Source organism: Paraburkholderia kirstenboschensis, assembly GCF_904848585.1.
Classification (GTDB): Bacteria; Pseudomonadota; Gammaproteobacteria; order Burkholderiales; family Burkholderiaceae; genus Paraburkholderia; species Paraburkholderia kirstenboschensis.
The window spans coordinates 1-20,057 of the sequence record NZ_CAJHCR010000018.1 but is presented as its reverse complement, the minus strand read 5'-3'; the positions used below and the strand labels follow the sequence as shown (position 1 = coordinate 20,057).

General features: G+C 59.2%; 15 protein-coding genes and 6 pseudogenes. 8 read left to right on the top strand and 13 right to left on the bottom strand.

The window, feature by feature from the left end:
• Positions 1-274: 274 nt before the first annotated feature.
• Both JMY24_RS38605 and JMY24_RS31035 read right to left on the bottom strand, forming a co-directional pair.
• Positions 275-464: pseudogene (locus JMY24_RS38605) on the bottom strand (hypothetical protein); the annotation flags it as partial.
• Between the two features lie 202 nt (positions 465-666).
• Complete coding sequence (locus tag JMY24_RS31035; protein ID WP_236597598.1) at positions 667-2,073, bottom strand: DUF3300 domain-containing protein; 1,407 nt, start codon at positions 2,071-2,073, stop codon at positions 667-669.
• Between the two features lie 697 nt (positions 2,074-2,770).
• Here JMY24_RS31035 and otsA point away from each other — a divergent pair.
• Entirely contained in the window at positions 2,771-4,198 is a 1,428-nt protein-coding gene (gene otsA / locus JMY24_RS31030; RefSeq protein WP_201703475.1) for an alpha,alpha-trehalose-phosphate synthase (UDP-forming), read from the top strand.
• A 289-nt stretch (positions 4,199-4,487) separates the two neighbouring features.
• Here otsA and JMY24_RS31025 read toward each other — a convergent pair whose 3' ends face one another.
• On the bottom strand, positions 4,488-4,739 hold the full coding sequence (locus JMY24_RS31025) for a hypothetical protein (protein WP_236597593.1): 252 nt from the start codon (positions 4,737-4,739) through the stop codon (positions 4,488-4,490).
• A 922-nt stretch (positions 4,740-5,661) separates the two neighbouring features.
• On the opposite strand from JMY24_RS31025, the gene JMY24_RS31020 reads away from it, so the two are divergent.
• Positions 5,662-7,518 (top strand): PAS domain-containing sensor histidine kinase, encoded by a 1,857-nt coding sequence (locus JMY24_RS31020; RefSeq protein ID WP_201703471.1) that lies wholly within the window; start codon positions 5,662-5,664, stop codon positions 7,516-7,518.
• A gap of 16 nt (positions 7,519-7,534) precedes the next feature.
• On the opposite strand, the pseudogene JMY24_RS31015 reads toward JMY24_RS31020, so the two are convergent.
• Positions 7,535-7,734: pseudogene (locus tag JMY24_RS31015) on the bottom strand (phage integrase N-terminal SAM-like domain-containing protein); the annotation flags it as partial.
• 181 nt (positions 7,735-7,915) lie between these two features.
• Positions 7,916-8,578, bottom strand: a pseudogene (locus tag JMY24_RS31010) (LysR substrate-binding domain-containing protein); the annotation flags it as partial.
• Between the two features lie 63 nt (positions 8,579-8,641).
• Between JMY24_RS31010 and JMY24_RS31005 the strand changes: the two are divergent.
• Positions 8,642-10,069 (top strand): IS4 family transposase, encoded by a 1,428-nt coding sequence (locus tag JMY24_RS31005; protein ID WP_236597592.1) that lies wholly within the window; start codon positions 8,642-8,644, stop codon positions 10,067-10,069.
• A gap of 6 nt (positions 10,070-10,075) precedes the next feature.
• On the opposite strand, the pseudogene JMY24_RS31000 reads toward JMY24_RS31005, so the two are convergent.
• A pseudogene (locus JMY24_RS31000) lies at positions 10,076-10,351 on the bottom strand (LysR family transcriptional regulator); the annotation flags it as partial.
• A 97-nt stretch (positions 10,352-10,448) separates the two neighbouring features.
• Between JMY24_RS31000 and JMY24_RS30995 the strand changes: the two are divergent.
• The 3 genes and pseudogenes from JMY24_RS30995 to JMY24_RS30985 all read left to right on the top strand — a co-directional run bounded on the left by JMY24_RS30995 (position 10,449) and on the right by JMY24_RS30985 (position 12,452).
• Positions 10,449-11,066 carry an NIPSNAP family protein gene (locus JMY24_RS30995; RefSeq protein ID WP_128598281.1) on the top strand — a complete coding sequence of 206 codons (618 nt, stop codon included), beginning with the start codon at positions 10,449-10,451 and terminating at the stop codon, positions 11,064-11,066.
• 334 nt (positions 11,067-11,400) lie between these two features.
• Positions 11,401-11,691: pseudogene (locus tag JMY24_RS30990) on the top strand (site-specific integrase); the annotation flags it as partial.
• 62 nt (positions 11,692-11,753) lie between these two features.
• A complete protein-coding gene (locus JMY24_RS30985) occupies positions 11,754-12,452 on the top strand; it encodes an IS6 family transposase (protein WP_128598279.1) in 699 nt (232 codons plus the stop codon).
• A gap of 60 nt (positions 12,453-12,512) precedes the next feature.
• Here the strand turns inward: JMY24_RS30985 and JMY24_RS30980 are convergent.
• From JMY24_RS30980 to JMY24_RS30970, 3 genes and pseudogenes are all read right to left on the bottom strand, one after another.
• A pseudogene (locus JMY24_RS30980) lies at positions 12,513-13,289 on the bottom strand (IS256 family transposase); the annotation flags it as partial.
• Between the two features lie 174 nt (positions 13,290-13,463).
• Complete coding sequence (locus tag JMY24_RS30975) at positions 13,464-13,763, bottom strand: type II toxin-antitoxin system RelE/ParE family toxin (RefSeq protein ID WP_128598278.1); 300 nt, start codon at positions 13,761-13,763, stop codon at positions 13,464-13,466.
• Positions 13,760-14,035: a YlcI/YnfO family protein gene (locus JMY24_RS30970; protein WP_128598277.1), complete on the bottom strand. Its 276-nt coding sequence runs from the start codon at positions 14,033-14,035 to the stop codon at positions 13,760-13,762. The genes JMY24_RS30975 and JMY24_RS30970 overlap by 4 nt, the downstream gene beginning before the upstream one ends.
• 305 nt (positions 14,036-14,340) lie before the next feature.
• Between JMY24_RS30970 and JMY24_RS30965 the strand changes: the two genes are divergently transcribed.
• On the top strand, positions 14,341-15,408 hold the full coding sequence (locus JMY24_RS30965; RefSeq protein ID WP_201703470.1) for a tyrosine-type recombinase/integrase: 1,068 nt from the start codon (positions 14,341-14,343) through the stop codon (positions 15,406-15,408).
• Between the two features lie 8 nt (positions 15,409-15,416).
• Positions 15,417-17,687: a tyrosine-type recombinase/integrase gene (locus tag JMY24_RS30960; protein WP_128598276.1), complete on the top strand. Its 2,271-nt coding sequence runs from the start codon at positions 15,417-15,419 to the stop codon at positions 17,685-17,687.
• 65 nt (positions 17,688-17,752) lie between these two features.
• Here the strand turns inward: JMY24_RS30960 and JMY24_RS30955 are convergent, their stop codons facing one another.
• Genes JMY24_RS30955 through JMY24_RS30940 form a run of 4 tightly spaced genes read right to left on the bottom strand, consistent with a single transcriptional unit; the run spans position 17,753 to position 19,803 of the window.
• Positions 17,753-18,469: an aquaporin gene (locus tag JMY24_RS30955; protein ID WP_413231281.1), complete on the bottom strand. Its 717-nt coding sequence runs from the start codon at positions 18,467-18,469 to the stop codon at positions 17,753-17,755.
• Positions 18,466-18,960: an arsenate reductase ArsC gene (locus JMY24_RS30950; protein ID WP_128598275.1), complete on the bottom strand. Its 495-nt coding sequence runs from the start codon at positions 18,958-18,960 to the stop codon at positions 18,466-18,468. The genes JMY24_RS30955 and JMY24_RS30950 overlap by 4 nt, the downstream gene beginning before the upstream one ends.
• 28 nt (positions 18,961-18,988) lie before the next feature.
• The gene (locus JMY24_RS30945; protein ID WP_128598274.1) at positions 18,989-19,471 is read right to left on the bottom strand and encodes an ArsI/CadI family heavy metal resistance metalloenzyme; all 483 of its coding nucleotides are present in this window, start codon (positions 19,469-19,471) and stop codon (positions 18,989-18,991) included.
• Complete coding sequence (locus JMY24_RS30940; RefSeq protein ID WP_128598273.1) at positions 19,468-19,803, bottom strand: ArsR/SmtB family transcription factor; 336 nt, start codon at positions 19,801-19,803, stop codon at positions 19,468-19,470. Before JMY24_RS30940 ends, JMY24_RS30945 begins: the two co-directional genes overlap by 4 nt.
• Positions 19,804-20,057: the final 254 nt, after the last annotated feature.

Sequence of the window (20,057 nt, the reverse complement as noted above, 5' to 3'; positions counted from 1 at the left end):
TCATAGGCAACGATTTTGTGATTCGCTAACCTATTGAAGGTGAATGGGGGTCGTCTTGTGAGTGCCGGGAATTGATCGAAGGAAGGCTGAGGCAGTTTCAACCGGCTCAATCGGAAATGGTCGCCAGTCGATCGCTGCGTGCACGGGATGGGGCGTGCCTGGAGCGTCTTTTTGAATGAGTCAGCGTTCGCGCGGCCGGCCTGGGTGGGCCATCGACGTCAGCTGCGAATTCAATCGCTGCGGAACTGCTACAAGCGCCGTACAGCCGTCAGGGCGGAGCATTCTGCTCATTGAAGGACATTACTGGGAGAAGCTCGACGTGGGTGACACCGAGCTGGCGGAGGTGCGGAATCTTCTCGATTAGACCGGCAAATTCCGGGATGCAACGCACCGCTCGAGCGATGGCGTGTGAAGCCGCCGACGTGCAACTCATAGCTGACCGCATCGTCCAGCCCGCGAACAACCCGAGTACCGCCCGTGGATTAAGGCTGCGTCACAATGGCGCGGATACCAGGTGAGCATTCTTGAACCTGGCTGCGGTTTCGCCTGCACCGCCCGGACGGAAATCGACTCTTGAATGGCGACGCGCGGGGAGGCCGTTCGTCCGGGGCGATCAGGTCTATGAAATGTTGATTCAACCAGGATCGCTTCCCTTCGTACACGGAACTAGCGGCGGCCGCCACCACGAGCACCGCCGCCGCCACGGGCTGCACCACCCGCATGGTTGAAGTTCGAGAACTGAGCACTCGATTGCCCACGATTGGAGTCGCGTTGCGTCGCGGCGCCTGCGCCGACGCCCTGGAATGCAGAGTCGCGTCCTGCCCCCGAGTAACCGCCGCCTGTGTTACCGGCTTGCGAGTGTGCTGCGCCGGCACGAGTTGACGCCTGGGCCCGATTGCTCGTTCCTGCACTCCGGTTGGACGCTTGCGCACGATCGCTGGCTGTGGCATTGCGGTTGGACGTTTGTGCCCGATTGCTGGTAGCGGCTGTGCGGTTTGAGGTCTGTGCCCGATTGCCAGTTGCTGCACCGCGGTTGGCCTGGTTGGACCGATCGCTTACCCCCGCAGTATTCGTTCGTCCTGCGCGGTTGGCAGCCCCCACATTGTTTTGGCGTCCCGTGCGATTTGCGGCTCCGGCCCGATTGGCTACGTTCGCGTTCCCGGCAGCGCCGTCGGTGCGTCCTCGATAGTCGCGTCGCGCGTCGCCACCCGGCGCACCCCGGGCGTACTTGTCACGCGTTGCGTTGTCACGGTACGCGACACCCTGACGGTGTCCCGAATCGTGCTTCCACTTGCCGCCCTCTACCGTGGTACGGTCGAAGTTGCGGTCGATGTTTGCGGCCTTATTGACATTAATGTTGACGTCATTGTTATTCCAGTTGCAATTGCCGAAGATTGCGCCGGCTGCGGCGATGCCAACTCCCCACGCGAACCCGGTCGCGAGTGCGGCGCCGGGATAATAGGCAGGGTAGGGCGGCCAGTAGGTTGGTGGATAAGCCGGAGCGCTCCAAGCTCCGTAGACGACGGTCGGGTTGTAAGACGGCACGTAGATGACCTGGGGATTAGAAGGTTCGATGCGCACGATGCTTTGCGGCGCCTGGCCTGACTGGCCGCCCGGACTTGAGGCGGGCGCCTCGACAATCACCTTCTGTTGCGCGTTAGATGTCAGATTTCCAGCCTTTTGCGCACGGGCCCTCAATCGCTGCACCGCGTCAAGCACATCCTTTTCATTTGCGAGGAACACGTCTCCCAGCTTCTGGGTCCAGTCGAGCTTGTCGTTCATCGGTTCCAGCACCTGCGGGAATGCCACCAATGACTTGACGCTAACGTCCCACGGCTGGTCCTGTACTGCTTTCACGGCCGCGTCGCCCTTCAGATCGCGGTGCGCCTTCACCCAGCGGGCAGCATGCACGACTTCGAGCGGATACGTCGAAGCCATCAGGACTTGCGATAACAGCGAATCGGGATAGAGCGCGATCGGCGCCACCAGAGCCTCGATTTCGTCAGGCGGAAATTGCTGGGCCTGAGAAAAGGGCGTCGAGGCCGGGGCCGGAGCCGATGCTGCGGCCGCTATAGATGCTGCCGCCGGAGCGGAAGTCGGGGCCGGCGCCGAAGCGGGTTGAGTCTGCGTCTGCTGCTCCTGTTGTTTCGCTGGACAGCCCGCGAACAGGACGACGAGGCCGGTGCCTATTATTCGTGCAACCCTCGTTGTCATGTTCACTTCCCGTGGGTTCGGTCGGCAGCCAGTTGCCGTGGGCAGTTGCGTAGCGAATCACGCTCTGCGCCCCAAGGAACAGCGGGGAGCGGCAGTTTTCGCCACCAGGCAGGTGTTCGTTCATCCCGTTTCGCCGGCGACGAGCGCCTTGGCCATAGTCAATCCTAGTACGAACCTGAGACCTATGCGTGCGCATTGGTGCACTAGAATGGATGTGTCACAGTACCGGGTAGTGCAGGTGAGCCGTATCGGGCCTGCCAAACGGAATCTTGTACGTGCAGTGCAAATGCAAAGGTACCAATATCGTTGCGAGAAGTTGGGCCATTTGTTCGAGCACACGGAACATCTCGCCGAACACGAAAGTGCCCATGCGCTTTGCCCGGAGTTCGGAAGCTAGACGTGTCAATCCGTCCCAGTGCCATTTATCGCCGAGGCGAAAAAAGAACTGGGATATTACTTCGCGTCAATTGTTCCACGGAACGGGTGATTAACCGTGGGCGCTTACCTCGGCGTCCGGACGGTGGATGTCACTTAAGTGCAACCGCACAAGGACCTCATGAGTCGTCTAGTCGTCGTTTCAAATCGCACGGCCGATCCTCGCAAGCCTGCAGCCGGCGGACTCGCCGTAGCGGTAAAGGACAGCCTGCAACAGACCGGTGGGCTCTGGTTTGGCTGGAGCGGCAAGATCCACGAAGCGGCGGATGGTGCAACAGTCGGCCGGGGCGAAGTTCATGTTCAAACGGCTGGCAACGTTACGCTCGCGACACTTGATCTGAGCCGGGAAGATCACGACACGTATTACCTGGGTTACGCCAACAATGTCTTGTGGCCGGTATTCCACTACCGGCTGGACCTGGCCAATTTCGACACACGATTCGCTGCAGGCTACCGGAGGGTCAACCAGTTATTCGCGTACAAGTTGCTGTCGTTGTTGAAGCCTGACGATCTGATCTGGGTTCATGACTATCAACTGATCCCGCTCGCGGCCGAGTTGCGAGCCATGGGATGTAACAACCGCATCGGCTTCTTCCTGCATATTCCGATGCCGCCGCCGCTAATCATGGCTGCGATTCCGGAACACGAATGGCTGATGCGCTCGCTCTTTGCGTACGATCTGGTGGGCTTCCAAAGCAAAGCCGACCTGACGCATTTCACTCACTACGTCGAATCGGAAGCGCAGGCACAACAGTTGAGCCCGGATCGTCTTCGGGCATTCAATCGAACGCTGCGCGTCGGCGCGTACCCCATCGGTATCGACGTCGACGACTTCATTCGTCTTGCGGACTCGAAGGAAGGGCGCGACATGTTCGTCCGGATGCGCGAGGAGTATTCGCGGCGGCGTTTGCTGGTGGGCGTCGACCGGTTGGACTACTCGAAGGGATTACCGCAACGCGTCCATGCTTTCCGCGAACTGCTGACCTTCTACCCGGAAAACCGTGATAGTGCGACGCTGATCCAGATCGCCTCCCCTAGCCGCGAGGACGTCGACGCCTACGACGATCTACGGCGTCAGATGGATAGCTTGTGCGGCGCAATCAATGGCGACTTCGGTGAACTGGACTGGATGCCGGTGCGCTACATTCATCGCAACGTGGCCCGAAAGCGTCTGCCGGGTCTCTATCGCGCGAGTCGAGTTGCGCTCGTTACGCCGTTGCGGGACGGCATGAATCTGGTCGCGAAAGAATTCATCGCCGCACAGGACTCTGCCGATCCGGGCATGCTCGTGCTCTCGCGCTTTGCCGGAGCCGCTGAGCAATTGAAGGAAGCGCTGCTGGTCAATCCCTACGACACGCAAGGCACGGCGCAGGCCATCCAGCGGGCGCTAACGATGTCGCTCGATGAGCGGATCAACCGGCATGAGGCTCTTCTTCAGCGAATTCGCAAGTTCGATGTGCACTGGTGGAGTTCGACGTTTCTCCAAGCGCTGGAAGATTGCGGACAGCAAGAAGAGGCGACGAGCGGTAGGGGCCATATATCTAGCTGAACAACGTTCATCTCCAGCCGTCGTGCCCGCGCCGATTCTTAACGCCGATCAGGCAAAGAGAACCCGCATGTCCATCTCACGGAGGCCCTGGTACCGGCGGCGCTCGCCTATGCGAGATCGCAGCTTGCTGTCATTTGTTATCGCCGCTGTACTCGCCACGCTCGATTACCTCATCTCGTGCTGGCATTCGCGGTGTCAAGCGCAACTCGCCCGCGCCTCCGCGCCGCGGTATCTCACTTGTGAAGCAGGCTGGACGAAGCCGCGCGGGCGGGAAAAGGCTGAAAGCCGCCTACCTTCCCATACGCCGGTCGTAGCTTCGCGAAATACGACTAAGCAGTGTGGGGTCGCGTGCCTCAGGCGAGTTGAACTGCACGACAACGCTACCGTCCGGCTGCTGACGGACACCAGCGGTCACGGTCATGCCATTGAGATAGCCGACGACGGTGCCACTTCCCGGATCCTGGACGGTGATCGCGAGACCTTCGTCATTCATCGCTCCCACCGCGGCGTTGAAGGACCGGTCGAAGCTGGCCGGCGTCATAACGACGTTTCCGGCTGGGACATAGTATGGACAACCTGTGAGAGGCAGTAGGGCGGCGAAGGCAATGGCGAGTCGCTTCACGGTGACACCCCGCTCGTAAATTTGGTGATGCCATCATATCCCAACGCATGATCAAGTCGGTGCTGCGGAGCCGCGCGGACAGGTAGGGACGTTCCAAGCAGATTTTAGATAATCGGCATAATTAATCTACGGTGCCTCCAATTTTTGCAACCGGATTTTCGATGTCGTTGTTGGCTTCCGTAGATCTATTCGGCGTCGTTGTCAGGATCACTCCTTGCGCCACGATGAGATTCGCGCCTGTTGGTCCTACTAGGTTGGCCGGCTTCTGAAGCCAATTGGCTACAACGGACCGTTTGTGCATAATCCGCCTCCTGCTAGCGGCGGAGGTGAGGTATGTAATTACAAGGCGATGGAGCATGGTGCGAGCAATTGTCTCTGCGTCGGCCTACGAACGTGGTTGCCGTCGCACTGGTTGTGAACGTCTTCCTCGTCCCTCGCCGACCCACTTTGGCTTTCTAACCGCATGTGCGCGCAACGGCAGCCTGCCATGCAAGAAGGTCGCGACAGACGAGCGGCGTTCGAATTCGGCTTCAGTCGACCATGGAGGCGCTGTAACCATGCTTACTTGGAGGACCGCTTTCCGGCCTTACGCAAAGCTTCTCGTCACGCCGAATTCCCGCCACGCTCGTCGCGACATGATCCCAGTGTGGGGGAACGACAACGATACGATCGAGCGACTTTTGACCCCGTTGGGTTGCCTGCTAAATTTTCGGATCGCGACATCCGGTCATCACTTTGCCGATGTATAGCGATCTGGACCGCGGGGTCATACGTCAGCATCGCGGAGTGCTCGTCACCCGGCTGGAGCGATTCTCCGCGAACTATCGAGGAGTTATCCGCCATGGTCATGGTGTTCTCCGCCGCTGCGATTGTGCTCGAAGCCGTGCTCATAGTGCTGCTTCTTGCACGCCAGGCGAGGCGCCAGCGCGCCGAGCAACAGTCGGTGATGAGCGAGCAATGCATGAGCCCCGCTACTGAGTCAGCAAACGCCGCAACGTCGAGTTGGTACCTCAAGCGAGGCAAGGTGCGCGAGACCGGGCGGCGCCCAACTGTCGGGAGACTCAAGTTCCTCAGCGGTTACCTCGCGGCTCGTGCCGATGGCAGCATGCGTGTGGTTTCAACGCGTGAGTCCCGACGTTACGGCCGCGAGCGGGAAGCTGGTGAGCCGGGCGGGTCAATCGACGTCATCGAGCGAAAGCTACATGATCAATCACAGCGGGAAAGCGAAGCGCGCTTCAACGCGATGGCGGATTCGGCCCCGGTAATGATCTGGATGTCGGATCCGGCAGGGCTATGTACGTTTTTCAACAAGCCATGGCTGGATTTTACGGGCCGCACGCTTGAGGAGGAAATCGGTAACGGCTGGTCAGAAGGCGTGCACCCCGACGATTTCGACCGGTGCCTGGAGATTTACGTGACATCATTTGAAGCCCGGCACGATTTCAGGATGGAATATCGTCTACGAAGGCGGGATGGTGGGTATCGCTGGATCGTCGATACGGGGATGCCACGGGTTGGCGCCGACGGTGGGTTTCTGGGCTATATCGGTTCTTGCATCGACATCACCGATCGCAGACAGGTGGAAGAAAAATTCCGGAGCGCCCTGGAATTCCTGCCGGTCGCAGTCCTAATGGTAGATCAACGAGGCCGCATCGCGCTGGCCAACCAGCAAACCGAAAAGCTCTTTGGGTATCGACTCGACGAGCTGAGCGGAAAACCCGCCACGATGCTCGTTCCACAACTGTTGGGCAGCAGCAACTCTGCGTTGCAAGTCCAGCTTTCCCGCATGGAGCAGTCTGGGGCAATGGAAGCACCCCGGGATCTGTCCGCGCGCCGCAAGGACGGAACCGAGCTCCTGATAGAAGCCGGACTCAGTACACTCCGGTTTGAAGATGAGGCGGCCATTCTCGCGGTCATCGTCGACAGAACCGAGCGGCTTGAACTTTACCGTAATCAGCGGGAACTGGCCCACCTGACACGCGTTTCGACGATGGGCGAACTCGCACCGTCGCTTGCACATGAACTGAACCAGCCGCTTACCGCGATCCGGAGCAACGCGGAAGCAGCGCAGCGGTTCATGGCAATCGATCCAGTTGATCTGGACGAGATGCGCGAAGCATTGAGAGACATTATTGAGGCGGGCGAACGCGCGAGCGAAGTGATCCGGCGGATTCGCGCGCTCGTCAAGAAAGGCGAGCGGGAAATTGGGTCTCTGGAGCCCGCCGCTGTCATTCGCGACGTCTTGGTGCTGCTGCGCAGCGACGCGATTGCGCGCGGCGTACGCATGTCACTCGACGTCGATGCAAACCTGCCCGAGGTGCGTGGCGACAGGGTGCAGCTGCAGCAGGTCATGCTCAATCTCCTGCTCAACGCATTCGACGCCATGAGCGATCTTCCGGTTACCAATCGCATGGTGGCCGTGTCCGTAACGCTCGAAAGCTCTCTGGTAGTTCGTGTCGCGGTGCGCGATTGCGGGCGCGGCCTGCCGAGCGGCGACCGGCTTAATATGATTTTCAAACCATTTTTTAGCTCCAAGCCCGATGGTCTTGGCCTCGGATTGTCCATCAGCCGTTCGATTATCGAGGTACACGGCGGGCGGCTATGGGCCGAAAACAACCCGGAGCAAGGCGCGACGTTTTATTTCACCTTGCCCGCGGCGGAGCCAGCTCGGCGAGTCCCTCCGCAACCGCAGCCGTGACCGATCGCCGGGAGGGGAGCGTTATCTCGAAGAAGAACTTCAAGCCAGTGCTCGCTGCATTGAGCGACACGGGCGACGTGCCGTGGTCGACGAGATGCAGTTGGTAACGCCACAGGTCTTCGACGGTGGCGGGGTCGGGCGGGCGCCTCAGAAACCGGGTGAATTCGCGCACGATGCGCAGATAATGGCCTGCGTCTTCGGCGCCAGCTGACGCATACGTATGCCGTTGATCTTGCGCTGACGCAGTGACTCTGCTCCCGTTGAACGACGAGGCGGATTGCCTCGCCATCAACATGAAAACAGAGTAGGTTTCCTCTCCATTGCTGCTAACGCTGGCCGGAGACGTAGATGCCAGTTGTTCGACGATTTGACGACGCCTCATGCGCGGGCGCCGGAATTACATCGGGCGCGCCGTGTCAGCACCAAACCGCTCAACTACAAACTCAATAAAACCACGAAGCTTCGGCGATCTCCGTCGTTCTTGCAGATAGAGAAGACTCATCGACCGTTCGGGCGCGGCAAAGTCTGGCAAGATCTCGATCAGACGCTTCTCTCGAATGTCCTCTGGTATCAACATGGAAGGGAGCAGCGCGATACCTAGTCCTCCCAGTGCTGCCCGGCGCAAGGCTTCGGCATTGTCGATTTTCAATCTGCCATCCACGGGGACGCTGACCGGCCCATCCGGTCCCTGCAGCGTCCATCCGGGGCGCGCCGCGTGCCATTCCGATCGCGGCGGGTATGCATAGGTAAGGCATTGATGGTCGCCAAGCGCTTGCGGCGTGGTCGGCGCTCCGTTTCCGTCGACATAGCCGGGCGACGCGCATAGCACAAGCCGATACGGAGCAAGAGGACGCGCCACCGCTTCCGGGTTTGCCAGAGCGCCGATGCGAATTGCAGCCTCGAAACCCTCGTCGAACAGATCCACGAGCGCGTCGGTGGCGACGATATCCAGCTTGATCTCGGGGTAGCGCTCGTAATAGTCCGCGAGCTCGGGAATCAGGCATTCGTTTGTGAACACCACAGGCGCAGTGACGCGTAAGCGTCCTCGTGGCCTTGTGATTACCCACATTTCAGCCACGAAACCTGGTAACCTGGCACGCGTTATAGTCATTGCGCGAGCGAGATGGCTAAAGAAGAGCGGGCAGACGAGCGAGCCTGGTTCGAGAAGGAGATCGAGGCGAGCAGGTTTCAGGATGCCAGATTGCGCAAACGCTTTGGCATGGTGCTGGAACGGTTGTGGTCCGGCATAGGCCAAACGATCCCTTTTGCATGTCAGGATTGGTCTTCAACGAAGGCCGCTTACCGATTCCTGTCTAATCAGCGGGTCAGCGAGCAGGAGATCTTGAGCGGTCACTTCCATGCGAGTGCAGAGCGCTTCAAGTCGACGCAGGGCCCCATTCTTATCCTTCAGGATACGACGACATTCTCGTATCAGCGGGAGCGCCCGGAGCTGATCGGCTATACAGGCAAGATGGCCATCAAGCGTGGAAAAAATGGCTCTCTAAGGCCGCTGACACAATGCGGCATCCTGATGCATTCGAGTCTGGTTGTTACTGCCGAGGGATTGCCGCTGGGTCTGGCCGCCGTAAAATTCTGGACCCGAAGCAGGTTCAAGGGTACTACCGCGCTGAAGCGGCACGTCAATCCTACACGCGTACCAATCGAAGAGAAGGAGAGTTACCGCTGGCTGGAGAACATGCGCCAGTCAACGGCGCTGCTCGGCGACCCGGTGCGTTGCATTCACGTCGGCGATCGGGAAAGTGACATCTACGAACTGTTTTGTACAGCGTACGATCTGAGCACTTACTTTCTCGTGCGGACCTGCGTTGACCGACTCGCCGGCGATGGAAATCACACCATCGCAGACAAGATGGAGCAGGTCAAGGTCAAAGGACTGCATCGTGTCGAGATTCGTGATGCGAAGGGGCATCCGATGACCGTAACCCTTGAGCTTCGATACCAACGCACGACGGTGCTGCCGCCCATCGGCAAGCAAGGCCGCTACCCGGCGCTGCAACTCACGGTGATCCACGCGAAAGAGCGCGATGTGCCGCCCGGGCGTCCTGGCATCGAGTGGAAGCTGCTGACCAATCTCCCGGTCCAATCGCGTGCAGAAGCAATCGAGAAGCTCGACTGGTACGCCATGCGCTGGAAGATCGAAACGTTCCACAAGATTCTCAAATCCGGATGCAAGGCCGAGGACTCGAAGCTACGCACCGCCGATCGACTTGCGAACCTTATCTCCGTATTCTGCATCCTGAGCTGGCGCATATTCTGGCTGACAATGATCAGCCGATGTGCGCCGCAAGCTCCAGCTGAGGCAGCCTTCACCTCAACGGAAATAGAATTGCTCGAGTGCATAGTCCCTGACTTGCCGCTTACCGCGCAGGCACCACCGCTCCTGCGAAACCTTATCAAGGTCGCCCGGCTTGGAGGCTATCTGGGCCGAGCCAGTGATGCGCCACCAGGTAATACCGTCGTGTGGCGTGGCATGCGGCGCCTCACCGATATTCAACTAGGTTATGAACTCGCCCTGAATCGAAGTGGGTAATTGCAAGCCTCGTGGCTTCGCGAGGTGGTCGAGCGCCAGCCGCTCTGTGTCGTCGATTAGGTCGAGTATCTCAACGCATCGTTCGTAATAAGCCTGTCCGAACGCGCTGATTTTCTGTCGGCGGGTCGTGCGGTGAATGAGCTGCGTGCCAAACCGATTTTCCAACGCCTGAAGATAGTTGCCGACCATGGTTGGCGACAGGTCGCATGTCTCCGCCGCGGCCGTCAGGCTGCCAGTTTCCACTACACGTGCGAAGACGGTCATCGCCTTGAGAAGGTCCATTGCTCAATGTTAGTGGATTCTGCTTCAAGACGTGGTGCGTTTATCGATCTGCGATCGAGGAATACATTGCTGTTACGTGAGCGAAAGGAGAGGCGAAATGCTGTATGAACTGGCGACGTTGTCGTGTCCGCTTGTGGAACAGGACGCGGTGTCCGATTGCGCCCATCGCTGGGTATCAGATGCCGACGCGGCAGGCAGGCTGCTCGGAGCATGGCGCACGGAAATCGGCGAACTGTCGCGCATTGTCGTGATGCGCAGCTTTGAGACGATGGATGAGCTGCACTATGATCGAAATCGCGCATTGACCGCCGAACAACCCTTCGGAATTGAAAGCGCGTGCGTTCAATTCATCATGGAAAGCTACGCTCTTTTTCCCTTCTTACCGGATATCGAGCCGGCGGCGACCTTTGGCAACTTCTACGAGATTCGCCGTTATTGGCTGAAGGCCGGAGGGATTGCACCAACCATTACCGCTTGGGAACGCGCGCTGGGTCCGGCCGAAGCGTACACATCGCATCTCATTGGCAACATGTACGCACTCGATGGACCACCGCGCATTACGCATATCTGGGGATTCTCGAGTCTTGAGGAGCGTATGACATTGCGAAGGCGGCATTACGCTGAAGGCCTTTGGCCGCCCAAAGGCGGTCCGGAACAGATTACAAACGCAACGTCGGCGATTTGCCTGCCGGAGGTGTGGTCGCCTCTGCGTTGAATGCTTGCTGGCGCAGCGCTCCCGAGCGGATGAACAGTTTCCTGACGCACCAAAACGTATTCTCATGCCTTCGGCTTGGCGTAAAAGCCACACGGCATGTCTCGGCCGTATAAGAGAGGCATAAATGTCCGCTCCAGAGGAAGGCGACCGACCGCTTCGGGTCGCGTGCCGCGGATCGCCATCAGGCACGAACCGGCCATGAAGCGTCATAGGACTAAACCGCTCGCGCGGTAAGGGGCTGCGGCCGGCGGTAGTGGCAATGGGGAGGAAACCGACTCTGTTTTCATGTTGATGGGCGAAGCAATCCGCCTCGCGGTTCAACGGGGGCAGAGTCATGACTCAAACTCACCAGACTGTCAGCCCGCTGCGCCAGCGCATGCTCGAGGACATGCGTATGCGCCAGTTGGCGCCGAAGACGCAGGCCAGCTATCTGCGCATTGTGCGCGAGTTCACCCGGTTTCTGGGGCGCCCGCCCGACACCGCCACCGTCGAGGACCTGCGGCGTTACCAGTTGCATCTGGTCGATCACGGCACGTCGCCGGTGTCGCTCAATGCGGCGATCACCGGTCTGAAGTTCTTCTTCGAGATCACGCTCCACGAGCCCGAACTGATGGGCCGGATGCAAGGTTTTGTCGCAGTAAGCGTCGGGTATCATGCGCCCTGACAATGCGAACGATCGGACGCTTGATGACGACTCTGAATCCAGCCTTGGCACGGGTGCTCAAGCGCTTGCACTATCCGCTCGATGTGATCCTGACGTGTGTGCGCTGGTATGTGGCGTATCCGTTGAGCCTTCGACATCTGGAAGAGATGATGGCCGAGCGCGGAATTTCGGTCGACCATTCAACCGTACATCGCTGGGCCACCAAGGTGTTGCCGGTTCTCGAGAAGGCGTTTCGCCGCCAAAAGCGAGCCGTCGGTCGGAGTTGGCGAATGGATGAAACGTATATCAAGGTCCGAGGCCAGTGGAAGTATTTGTATCGCGCAGTCGACAAGGAGGGCAACACGGTGGATTTTCTGCTGCGCGCCCATCGTGACAAGGCCGCGGCGCGGCGCTACTTCGAAAAGTCAATCGACCAAAATGGCGAACCCGAGACGGTGACAATCGATAAAAGCGGTGCGAACCGGGCCGCGCTGGATGCCCTCAACGCGGAGCGGGAGACACCGATCAAGATTCGCCAGAACAAGTATCTGAACAACGTTGTCGAACAAGATCATCGGGCGATCAAGCGACGCACGCGGCCCATGCTCGGCTTCAAGAACTTTCGTTGTGCCCGCATCCTGTTGAGCGGAATCGAACTCATGCACATGATCGCCAAGGGCCAAATGGAAGACAGTGGCATCGGATACACCCGTGCCGAGCAGTTTTACTCACTTGCAGCATAAGCAGTACTACTTATAATACCGTTTGTTCGCCGTCTTGCCCTTACCGCGACAAAACCCTTCGATCGCCTCCGGAAAGCCGCGCAGACCATCGACGACGGCGATCAGGATATCGTGCAGGCCACGGTTCTTCAGTTCGTTGAAGACCTTCAGCCAGAACTTGGCACCCTCGGTCTGCTCGATCCACAGGCCCAGCACTTCCTTGCGGCCGGCGGCCCGAATGCCCAGCGCAAGGTACACCGCCTTGTTCCTGACCGTGCCGTCGTCGCGGATCTTCAGCCGCAGCGCGTCGAAATACACGATCGGGTACATCGCCTCGAGCGGACGCTGTTGCCACTGTTCGACTTCGGCCAGCACTTCGTCAGTGACGGTGGAAATCAGATCGGGCGACACTTCGAGCCCATACAGCTCCAGCAAATGGCCTTGGATCTCGCGTACGCTCATGCCGCGCGGGTACATGCTGATGACGTGGTCGTCAAAGCCCGGTAGCCGGCGCTGGTATTTGCCGACCAGTTGCGGCTCGAACGTCGCCTGCCGATCGCGCGGAATATCCAGATTCAGTTCGCCGTTGGGCGTAAGGACCGTCTTGCGGCTCGTGCCATTGCGGTGATTGCTGGCCTTGCCTTGCTCCGCCTCGCTCTCCAGGTGATGCGTCAACTCCGCCGCCAGCATGCGCTCAGCCAGTTGCTTCTTCAGTTGCCCGGCCAGGCCCGACTCACCGAGAACCGACTCGGCATCCTTGTTCTGAATCTGCGCCAGCAGTTGGTCGATCAGCTCATCGGGGAACAGCTTCGGCGCCTTCGCGTTCTTGCTCTTCTTGATCACAGTTGCTTCGGTCATAGGACGTAGTTTCCGTTATCGTCTCATGACCTCGTCACACTAATATCTGACAGGCTCCTGCTAACCGGATATGGACTTCGATCGGAAGGGACCGTAGAGTCTGAACGCGACATTGCCTGCCCAGCCTTTGATTGCGTAGCCCGACGGAGCCCGGTGAAACAATTTCACACCTGCCTAATGGTAGTCGTCCTCTCGTTGATGCCGCACGGCGAGGACAGTCACTGTTGCTGCGTCTTCTATCTCGAATAGTACAACGTAGCCAGACGATCCGAACGGTACGACGAGTTCACGAAGAAAAGGACTCTCTGCGTTGGCCTTCCGACACGTGAATGGGAAGTCTTCAAGCACCAGTATCGATTTGCGCAAAGCTTCTAGTGCGCGCTCGGCTAATACCACGTCACGATCTAGGAGGAAGTCATAAAGGCGCAACAGATCGCGCCGGGCGCCACCGCTGAAGCGAACTCTGTACGTCACTGGTTGTCTCTCGCCCGCTTTGCTGTCTGCAGCATGTCCTCCAGCTCGGCAAATACATCGCCAACTGCATGATAATCACCCGTTTCGCGCGCTTCCCTTCCGGCGGCGAGCCCGCGAGTAACGAAATCCCGCTGAGACCTTCGCTGCGCAATGCTTGCGCGAAGCGACGCCTCCATGAAGGAGGAGAGACTTTCGTTGTCGTTCAGCACCTCTTCGGCCGCACGACGCAGTTCCGGTTCAACGCGCAGCGCCGGGATGGTTGCTGTTTTCATTGAGAGCTCCATGCATTGCATTTGCGATACATTCTATCAGCAGTCGCTTCGGAAGGGGCACGTCTAGAAATAAAGGGGCGGGTAGTTGTAGTTATTTGGAATTGTGATCGTGCTACGGTAGATGAATGTCGAGACTTAAGGCTCAGAGTGCGCGAGGTCGCGTAGGGTTATCCACGGGGCTGCCGCCCGCTTTTCTGTAGCGAGAGGCGAGCAGCCCGGTGGATAACCCGGACCGGAGGCGGTAGCGATTTCGCCCCGTTTTGCGCTGCAAGTTCCTGTCCGACTCTTTTTCCGGGAGAGCGTTCATGGCTGCAGACAGCGCTTTGGTCGAACCGGAGTGGCAACGTTATCCGTTGATCGCGTCAAACTGTTTCGCGCGCCGATGGATAACGAGCTGCTCATCACTCGGGTTGGCGAGGAACACGATCACAGCGTATATGAGCGCGATTGAAGGCTTTCTTCGCTTTGAGCAGGAGCAAGGTGTTGACCTTCGCGGGACATCGCGCGAATCCATTGCGCGATATGTGGGCGAGATGCTCTCACAGCCAAGACGATCGAGACCCGACGAGGTTCGCGCCGGCTCAGGCGGCTGCCTGTCGAATGCAACGTTGCAGCAGCGTCTTACCGCGGTCCGGTTACTCTTCGAGTTTCTGATTGACGAAGGGCTAGTCAGAACTAACCCCGTTGGCTGCGGCCGGTACACCTCATCAAGGCAATTCGGCGGGGGCGGCGATCGAGGACTCCTTCCGAGATTCCATAAGCTGCCGTGGATTCCAACAGAAGAGCAATGGAGGAGCTTGCTCGCTGTGGTTCGCGAAGAATCGAAGCGAAACAGATGCATGCTGGTATTTGCTTACGATGCAGCGCTTCGTCGCGAAGAGCTGTGTCAGCTTCATAGCGGTGATCTCGATCCGGCGCATCGGCTATTGCGCGTGCGTGCTGAGACGACAAAGGGGCGACGCGAGCGAGTCGTGCCGTATTCCGAGACGGCAGCAGAACTGCTGCGTGACTATCTGCGCCGCAGGCCCCCTGCGGGACGAGATCGGCACGCCGTATTCCTGTCTGAATCACCCCGCAATCATGGAGCAGCAATCACGTTGTGGACGTGGTCCAAGGTCGTCCGGTCCATAGCCCTCCGCGCCGACGTTCCGGCGTTTTCTACTCATACGCTTCGACATCTTTGTCTGACGGACCTTGCAAGGTCGGGCTGGCAGCTCCACGAGATCGCTCGATTTGCCGGCCATCAGAGTCTGGAGACGACGCGGCAATACATCCATCTTTCCGGCCAGGATCTGGCGGATCGATTCGCAAAGACAATGCGTCAGATTCATACGTGGCGTATCGAAGCGCTGGCGGGTATTGCGGACAAGTAGTAACGGTCATGAAAGCTCCCCGTCTCCAATCCTCGCAGCCGCCAGGCTCCGACGCCTGTCGGTGGGTCTGGCCTTTGCGAATCGAGGACTACGACCGCAGCATCAGGCTCACGGTTGCAGAGCAACGAACGTTGGCACGCGAGCTTTCAGAGACGATGGGAACCACGCGCAATGCAATGGCGGCGCCTGGTCACCTGGCAGGGCTCCAGCGGTTGGTGACGCCGATCAATGACGCGCTTGCCATGGTCGACGGCAAATGCGGATGTAGCGATCGTGTCAGGCTGATATTGCTTAATCACTGTGCACGACAAAATCGCACATTCTGGGGATGGGACAGCGCTGCATGGCGCGAGGTGATAGGGACGAGCCAACGCTCGCTTGTTTCGACCAACAGCATAGCAAGTGGCGGTGAGCGAGAGGCATTGATCGCCGTCGCGTATCTACTCCAGTGCATCAACGACACCTCCTGTTTCAAGGGGCTGAAACGGCTAGCCTTGGCGGAATTGGTGTTCGGCAAGGAACAAGTTGCTGCCACGTTGAAGCGCGTGACCGATACCGCGGAAACATGGGGTTATCGAGGCCACAACAAACAACTCATGAGCATGGTTGCAGAGCTTCTGCTCATGAATGGACGGCCGGACCTTGAATCCCTGACGGCGGGGCTTGTCAAGGAAGCTCGCAACCGCTGGTGCGACTCGGCCGCCCGCAGCGCGCTGTACTTTCAATTGACGCGTGTCCTGACGGCGTCGGGATTAGTTGTGGATGAGCCCAAAGTGCGCGATACGGTCGACAGGGAATTCATACATGCAGCGGGGATAGCGAATATCGCCTCCGAATGGGTTGCGATGGCAGAGCAATGGGACGCAACCAGTACCCTGACTGTACGTAGTCGCCGCCAGTTTCGAAGCATGATTCTGAAGGCGGGGCGTTGGATGAAAGACCGACATCCCGAAACCACCCGCGCCGATCAGTGGACCCGGGAGCTGGCAGCAGAATATGTCGGCGCGGTGGACCGCATGCGAGTCGGAGACTACGTCTGGAAAACTGCCGGTATGGGCGACAAGTTTGGCAAACCCATCAGTGCCCGCACCAAAACGGCCTTGCTTGGTTCGATAAGATGCTTCTTTGTCGATGCTCAGGAATGGGAATGGATACCGCGCCGCCTCGACCCGTCGCGCGCATTTGCCACGCCCCGTTCGGTGAAATCACTCATAGGACCGGCACCACGCGCCATCGCGGACGACCTATGGGCCAAGCTCCTCTGGGCTGGGCTCAACCTGACGTTGAGCGATCTTCCCCTGCACGGCAGCACGGCAGGCGACGATCTGCAAGAGATTCGTTGCAGCACCGGCGGTTACTATCCGCTCGAGATGATGCAAGCGTTGAGCATCGTGTGGCTCTTCGCCGGCTTACGTAGCGATGAGATCGTAAGACTGCGAACGGGCTGTGCGCGGAAGGAGCCGTTGGCAGGAGGCCCGGGTGAGCAGTGCTGGATGCTCGATGTGCCAGTGCACAAGACAGGAACCGCATTTACCAAACCTATCGATGCGGTCGTCGGCGAAGCAATGTTGGCTTGGGAAAGAGTGCGTCCGGTCCAGCCACTTGCGCTCGACATCAAGACCGGCGAACAGGTGGCCTTCCTGTTCTCATATCGTGCGAAGAGGATTCCGCATCACTATCTGAATCGGCGTCTCATTCCAATGCTCTGTCGGAAGGCCGGCATTCCAGCAGTCGACGCACGCGGCCAGATCAGCAGCCACCGGGCACGGTCGACCATCGCGAGCCAGCTGTTTAACGCCAAGGAACCGATGACGCTATTCGAGCTGCAGGCATGGCTCGGTCATCGTTCGCCGGTCACCACGCAGCACTATGTCGCCTTCACGCCCACGAAGCTGGCAAAAGCCTACTCGGAGGCGCAGTATTTCCAGCGGAACCTGAGAATGATGGAGGTGCTGATTGATCGGCAGGTGATAGATGAGCGAAGCATTGACCAGCCGTGGCGTTACTACGACTTGGGCCACGGATTATGCTCGTACGAATTCTTCGATCAATGTCCGCACCGCATGGCCTGTGCACGGTGTAACTTCTACGTCCCGAAAGAATCGACCCGGGCCGAACTGATCGCATCAAAGGCAGGCATGATTCGGATGTTGCAGGAAATCCCGCTCACGGATGACGAGCGCGATGCGGTAGATGGTGACCGGCAGGCTGTCGAGCGTCTTCTTCAGCGCCTGGAATCTACGCCCGCGCCAGATGGTTCAGTTCCGCGGAAGCGGTGAGGTATCTGCGCTAACACATAGATCCTCAAGGCAGTCGTGAAGCGCAAACTGACCAGACGCTCGCGTCAGCGAATATCTCCATGCTCACCTGAGGATTCGATCAGGTTCGGATGACCGATACGTTGCTTGCGCGGTTCGAACGCCGAGTGCAGGGAGAGGCCAATGGCTGCGCCGATCAGCTCGGCAATGACGAAGCCGGGTACGCTCGACGGCGCAATGCCTGCGAAGCTGTCGCTGAACATGCGGCCGAACGCAGCGGCCGGGTTCGCGAACGACGTTGACGCCGTGAACCAGTATGCTGCACCGATGTATGCGGCTACCAGGATCGATGCGCGCCCGGCCGGCGCGCGCAGGATGACGAGAAGCAGCCCGGCGGTGGCCACTGCTTCGGCAATCCATTGCCCGGTTCCCGTACGAACCTTGCCCGATAGCTCGACGATGGGCAGATCGAACATTGCATGCGCAAGCCACGCGCCGAGCAGTGCGCCGACCAGCTGCGCAGCGATATACGGCAGGAGCTCACGCACAGGCAGCTCACCACGCAGCGTCATGACGGCGCTGACGGCCGGATTGAAATGGGCTCCGCTCAATGGCCCGAAGACTTCGATCAGCACATACAGCCCCCCCACGGTTGCCAGCGTGTTGGCGAGCAGGGCGACCGCTACATTGCCGCCCGCAAGTCGTCCCGCCATGATGCCGGAGCCGATCACCACCGCGAGCAGCAGGGCTGTACCAAGCAGCTCGGCGAAGACCTTGCGCCTAAGCCCCATCACTGCGGTCATGATTTGGAAATCGCTGTGAGTGCACGCTGGAGGTCCTCGTTGCTCATCGCGTCCAGAGGCAGCGCGAGCAATTGCAGCATGCGATATCCGATCGCCTGACGGGTAAGTTCGAACGCTACCCGCTTTCCGTCGTCGTCGCCTGGTGCAACAGACGGATCGGCATAGGCCCAGTGAACCTTGACCGGACTGCCCGGCCAGTAGGGACATGTCTCGGCAGCCGCGCTGTCGCAGACGGTAATGACGATACGCATGGGAGGGGCATCGTCATCGGCAAACTCATCCCAGCTCTTGCTGCGATAACCACTCACGTCGATGCCCGCCTGCGTGAGTACCTTGATAGCGAACGGATTCAGACGGCCACCCGGTGCGCTGCCCGCGCTGAAAGCACGCACGCTCTTGCCCAGCCTGGAAGCGAGGTGATTCAGCATGGCCTCGCCGAGCACGCTGCGCGCTGAGTTGTGCGTGCACAGGATCAATACGTTGGTCGTCATACGTTTCTCGTTGAGTCGCGCGCTGGACTCAGCAGCACGACGAAGACCTGACCGGCATATCGACCGGTTTGCCCGATGACGGAGCGCCGCACGCCGCGACCTCGGGTGCGGGTGGACTGGCCTGTGCATTGCGTGACTCACCGAACACGGGAATGTTGTTCAGCGTGTGATACGACTCCCACGCGAGGCCCTGAGGGTCGACGGTCCAGTACTTGTTCGACTCCGCGTAGCAGCAGGCGGTGCCGATCTGCGCATCGACGGGCAACGCTGCGTTCTCAAGCCGACCGTGCATCTCGGCCAGTTCAGCTTCGGTCTCGACCTGCACACCCAGATGGTCCAGGCCTGGTGCGGCGCCACGTTGCGAGATCGCGAAATTGACACGCGGGTCATCAAGCATCCACTTTGCGTAGTCATCCTTGACAACGGTCGGCTCGGTCGCAAACAGCGCGGAGTAGAAGCGGATGCTCGCCGTGAGATCGGTGACGGCGACGTGAATGTGAAAGCGCTTCATGACTGCCTCTTCCTGGAAGGGGAACATGCCGCTACCGGTGAACAGGGGTTGCCACCACAGCAGTTCTCGGTGAGATAGGCCAGCAGGCCGTTCATCGTTGCGAAGTTCGCGCAGTAGAAGACGAACCGGCCTTCCTGGCGGCTGGTGACGAGCTGCGCATGGGCCAGTTCCTTCAGGTGGAAGGAGAGCGACGATGGTGGCACATCGAGCAGCACGGCGATCTGACCGGCGGGCAAACCTTCGGGGCCTGCCTGTACCAGGGCGCGAAAGATCGCGAGTCTGGACTCGTGCGCAAGTGCCGCAAGCGCTGCGACGGTATGAGTCGTTTCCATAATTCGACTATAGTCGAATTATGGAAAGAAAGCAAAACGTGAATGTAGCGGGCTCACCTCAAACCTCGATCAGCGTGGGCGAATGTCCGATGGAGCTCGACGCGGCGTTGCAGTTGCAGCGACATGGATCGCCGCTTCGGGGTGGCGGATTCAACCGGTCGATGCAATAGTTTGCTGGAACCGTTCGGCAGGCGTTTCGTAGCCCAGCGTCTTTCTCGGACGCTCGTTCAATCGTCTTGCCACGGCATTGAGCT

Coding starts and splice junctions, on each gene's coding strand:
- otsA (WP_201703475.1), top strand. CDS start 2,771: ATGAGTCGTCTAGTCGTCGTTTCAAATCGCACGGCCGATCCTCGCAAG.
- JMY24_RS31025 (WP_236597593.1), bottom strand. CDS start 4,739: ATGACGCCGGCCAGCTTCGACCGGTCCTTCAACGCCGCGGTGGGAGCG.
- JMY24_RS31020 (WP_201703471.1), top strand. CDS start 5,662: ATGGTCATGGTGTTCTCCGCCGCTGCGATTGTGCTCGAAGCCGTGCTC.
- JMY24_RS31005 (WP_236597592.1), top strand. CDS start 8,642: ATGGCTAAAGAAGAGCGGGCAGACGAGCGAGCCTGGTTCGAGAAGGAG.
- JMY24_RS30995 (WP_128598281.1), top strand. CDS start 10,449: ATGCTGTATGAACTGGCGACGTTGTCGTGTCCGCTTGTGGAACAGGAC.
- JMY24_RS30985 (WP_128598279.1), top strand. CDS start 11,754: ATGACGACTCTGAATCCAGCCTTGGCACGGGTGCTCAAGCGCTTGCAC.
- JMY24_RS30970 (WP_128598277.1), bottom strand. CDS start 14,035: ATGAAAACAGCAACCATCCCGGCGCTGCGCGTTGAACCGGAACTGCGT.
- JMY24_RS30965 (WP_201703470.1), top strand. CDS start 14,341: ATGGCTGCAGACAGCGCTTTGGTCGAACCGGAGTGGCAACGTTATCCG.
- JMY24_RS30960 (WP_128598276.1), top strand. CDS start 15,417: ATGAAAGCTCCCCGTCTCCAATCCTCGCAGCCGCCAGGCTCCGACGCC.
- JMY24_RS30955 (WP_413231281.1), bottom strand. CDS start 18,469: ATGACCGCAGTGATGGGGCTTAGGCGCAAGGTCTTCGCCGAGCTGCTT.
- JMY24_RS30950 (WP_128598275.1), bottom strand. CDS start 18,960: ATGACGACCAACGTATTGATCCTGTGCACGCACAACTCAGCGCGCAGC.
- JMY24_RS30945 (WP_128598274.1), bottom strand. CDS start 19,471: ATGAAGCGCTTTCACATTCACGTCGCCGTCACCGATCTCACGGCGAGC.
- JMY24_RS30940 (WP_128598273.1), bottom strand. CDS start 19,803: ATGGAAACGACTCATACCGTCGCAGCGCTTGCGGCACTTGCGCACGAG.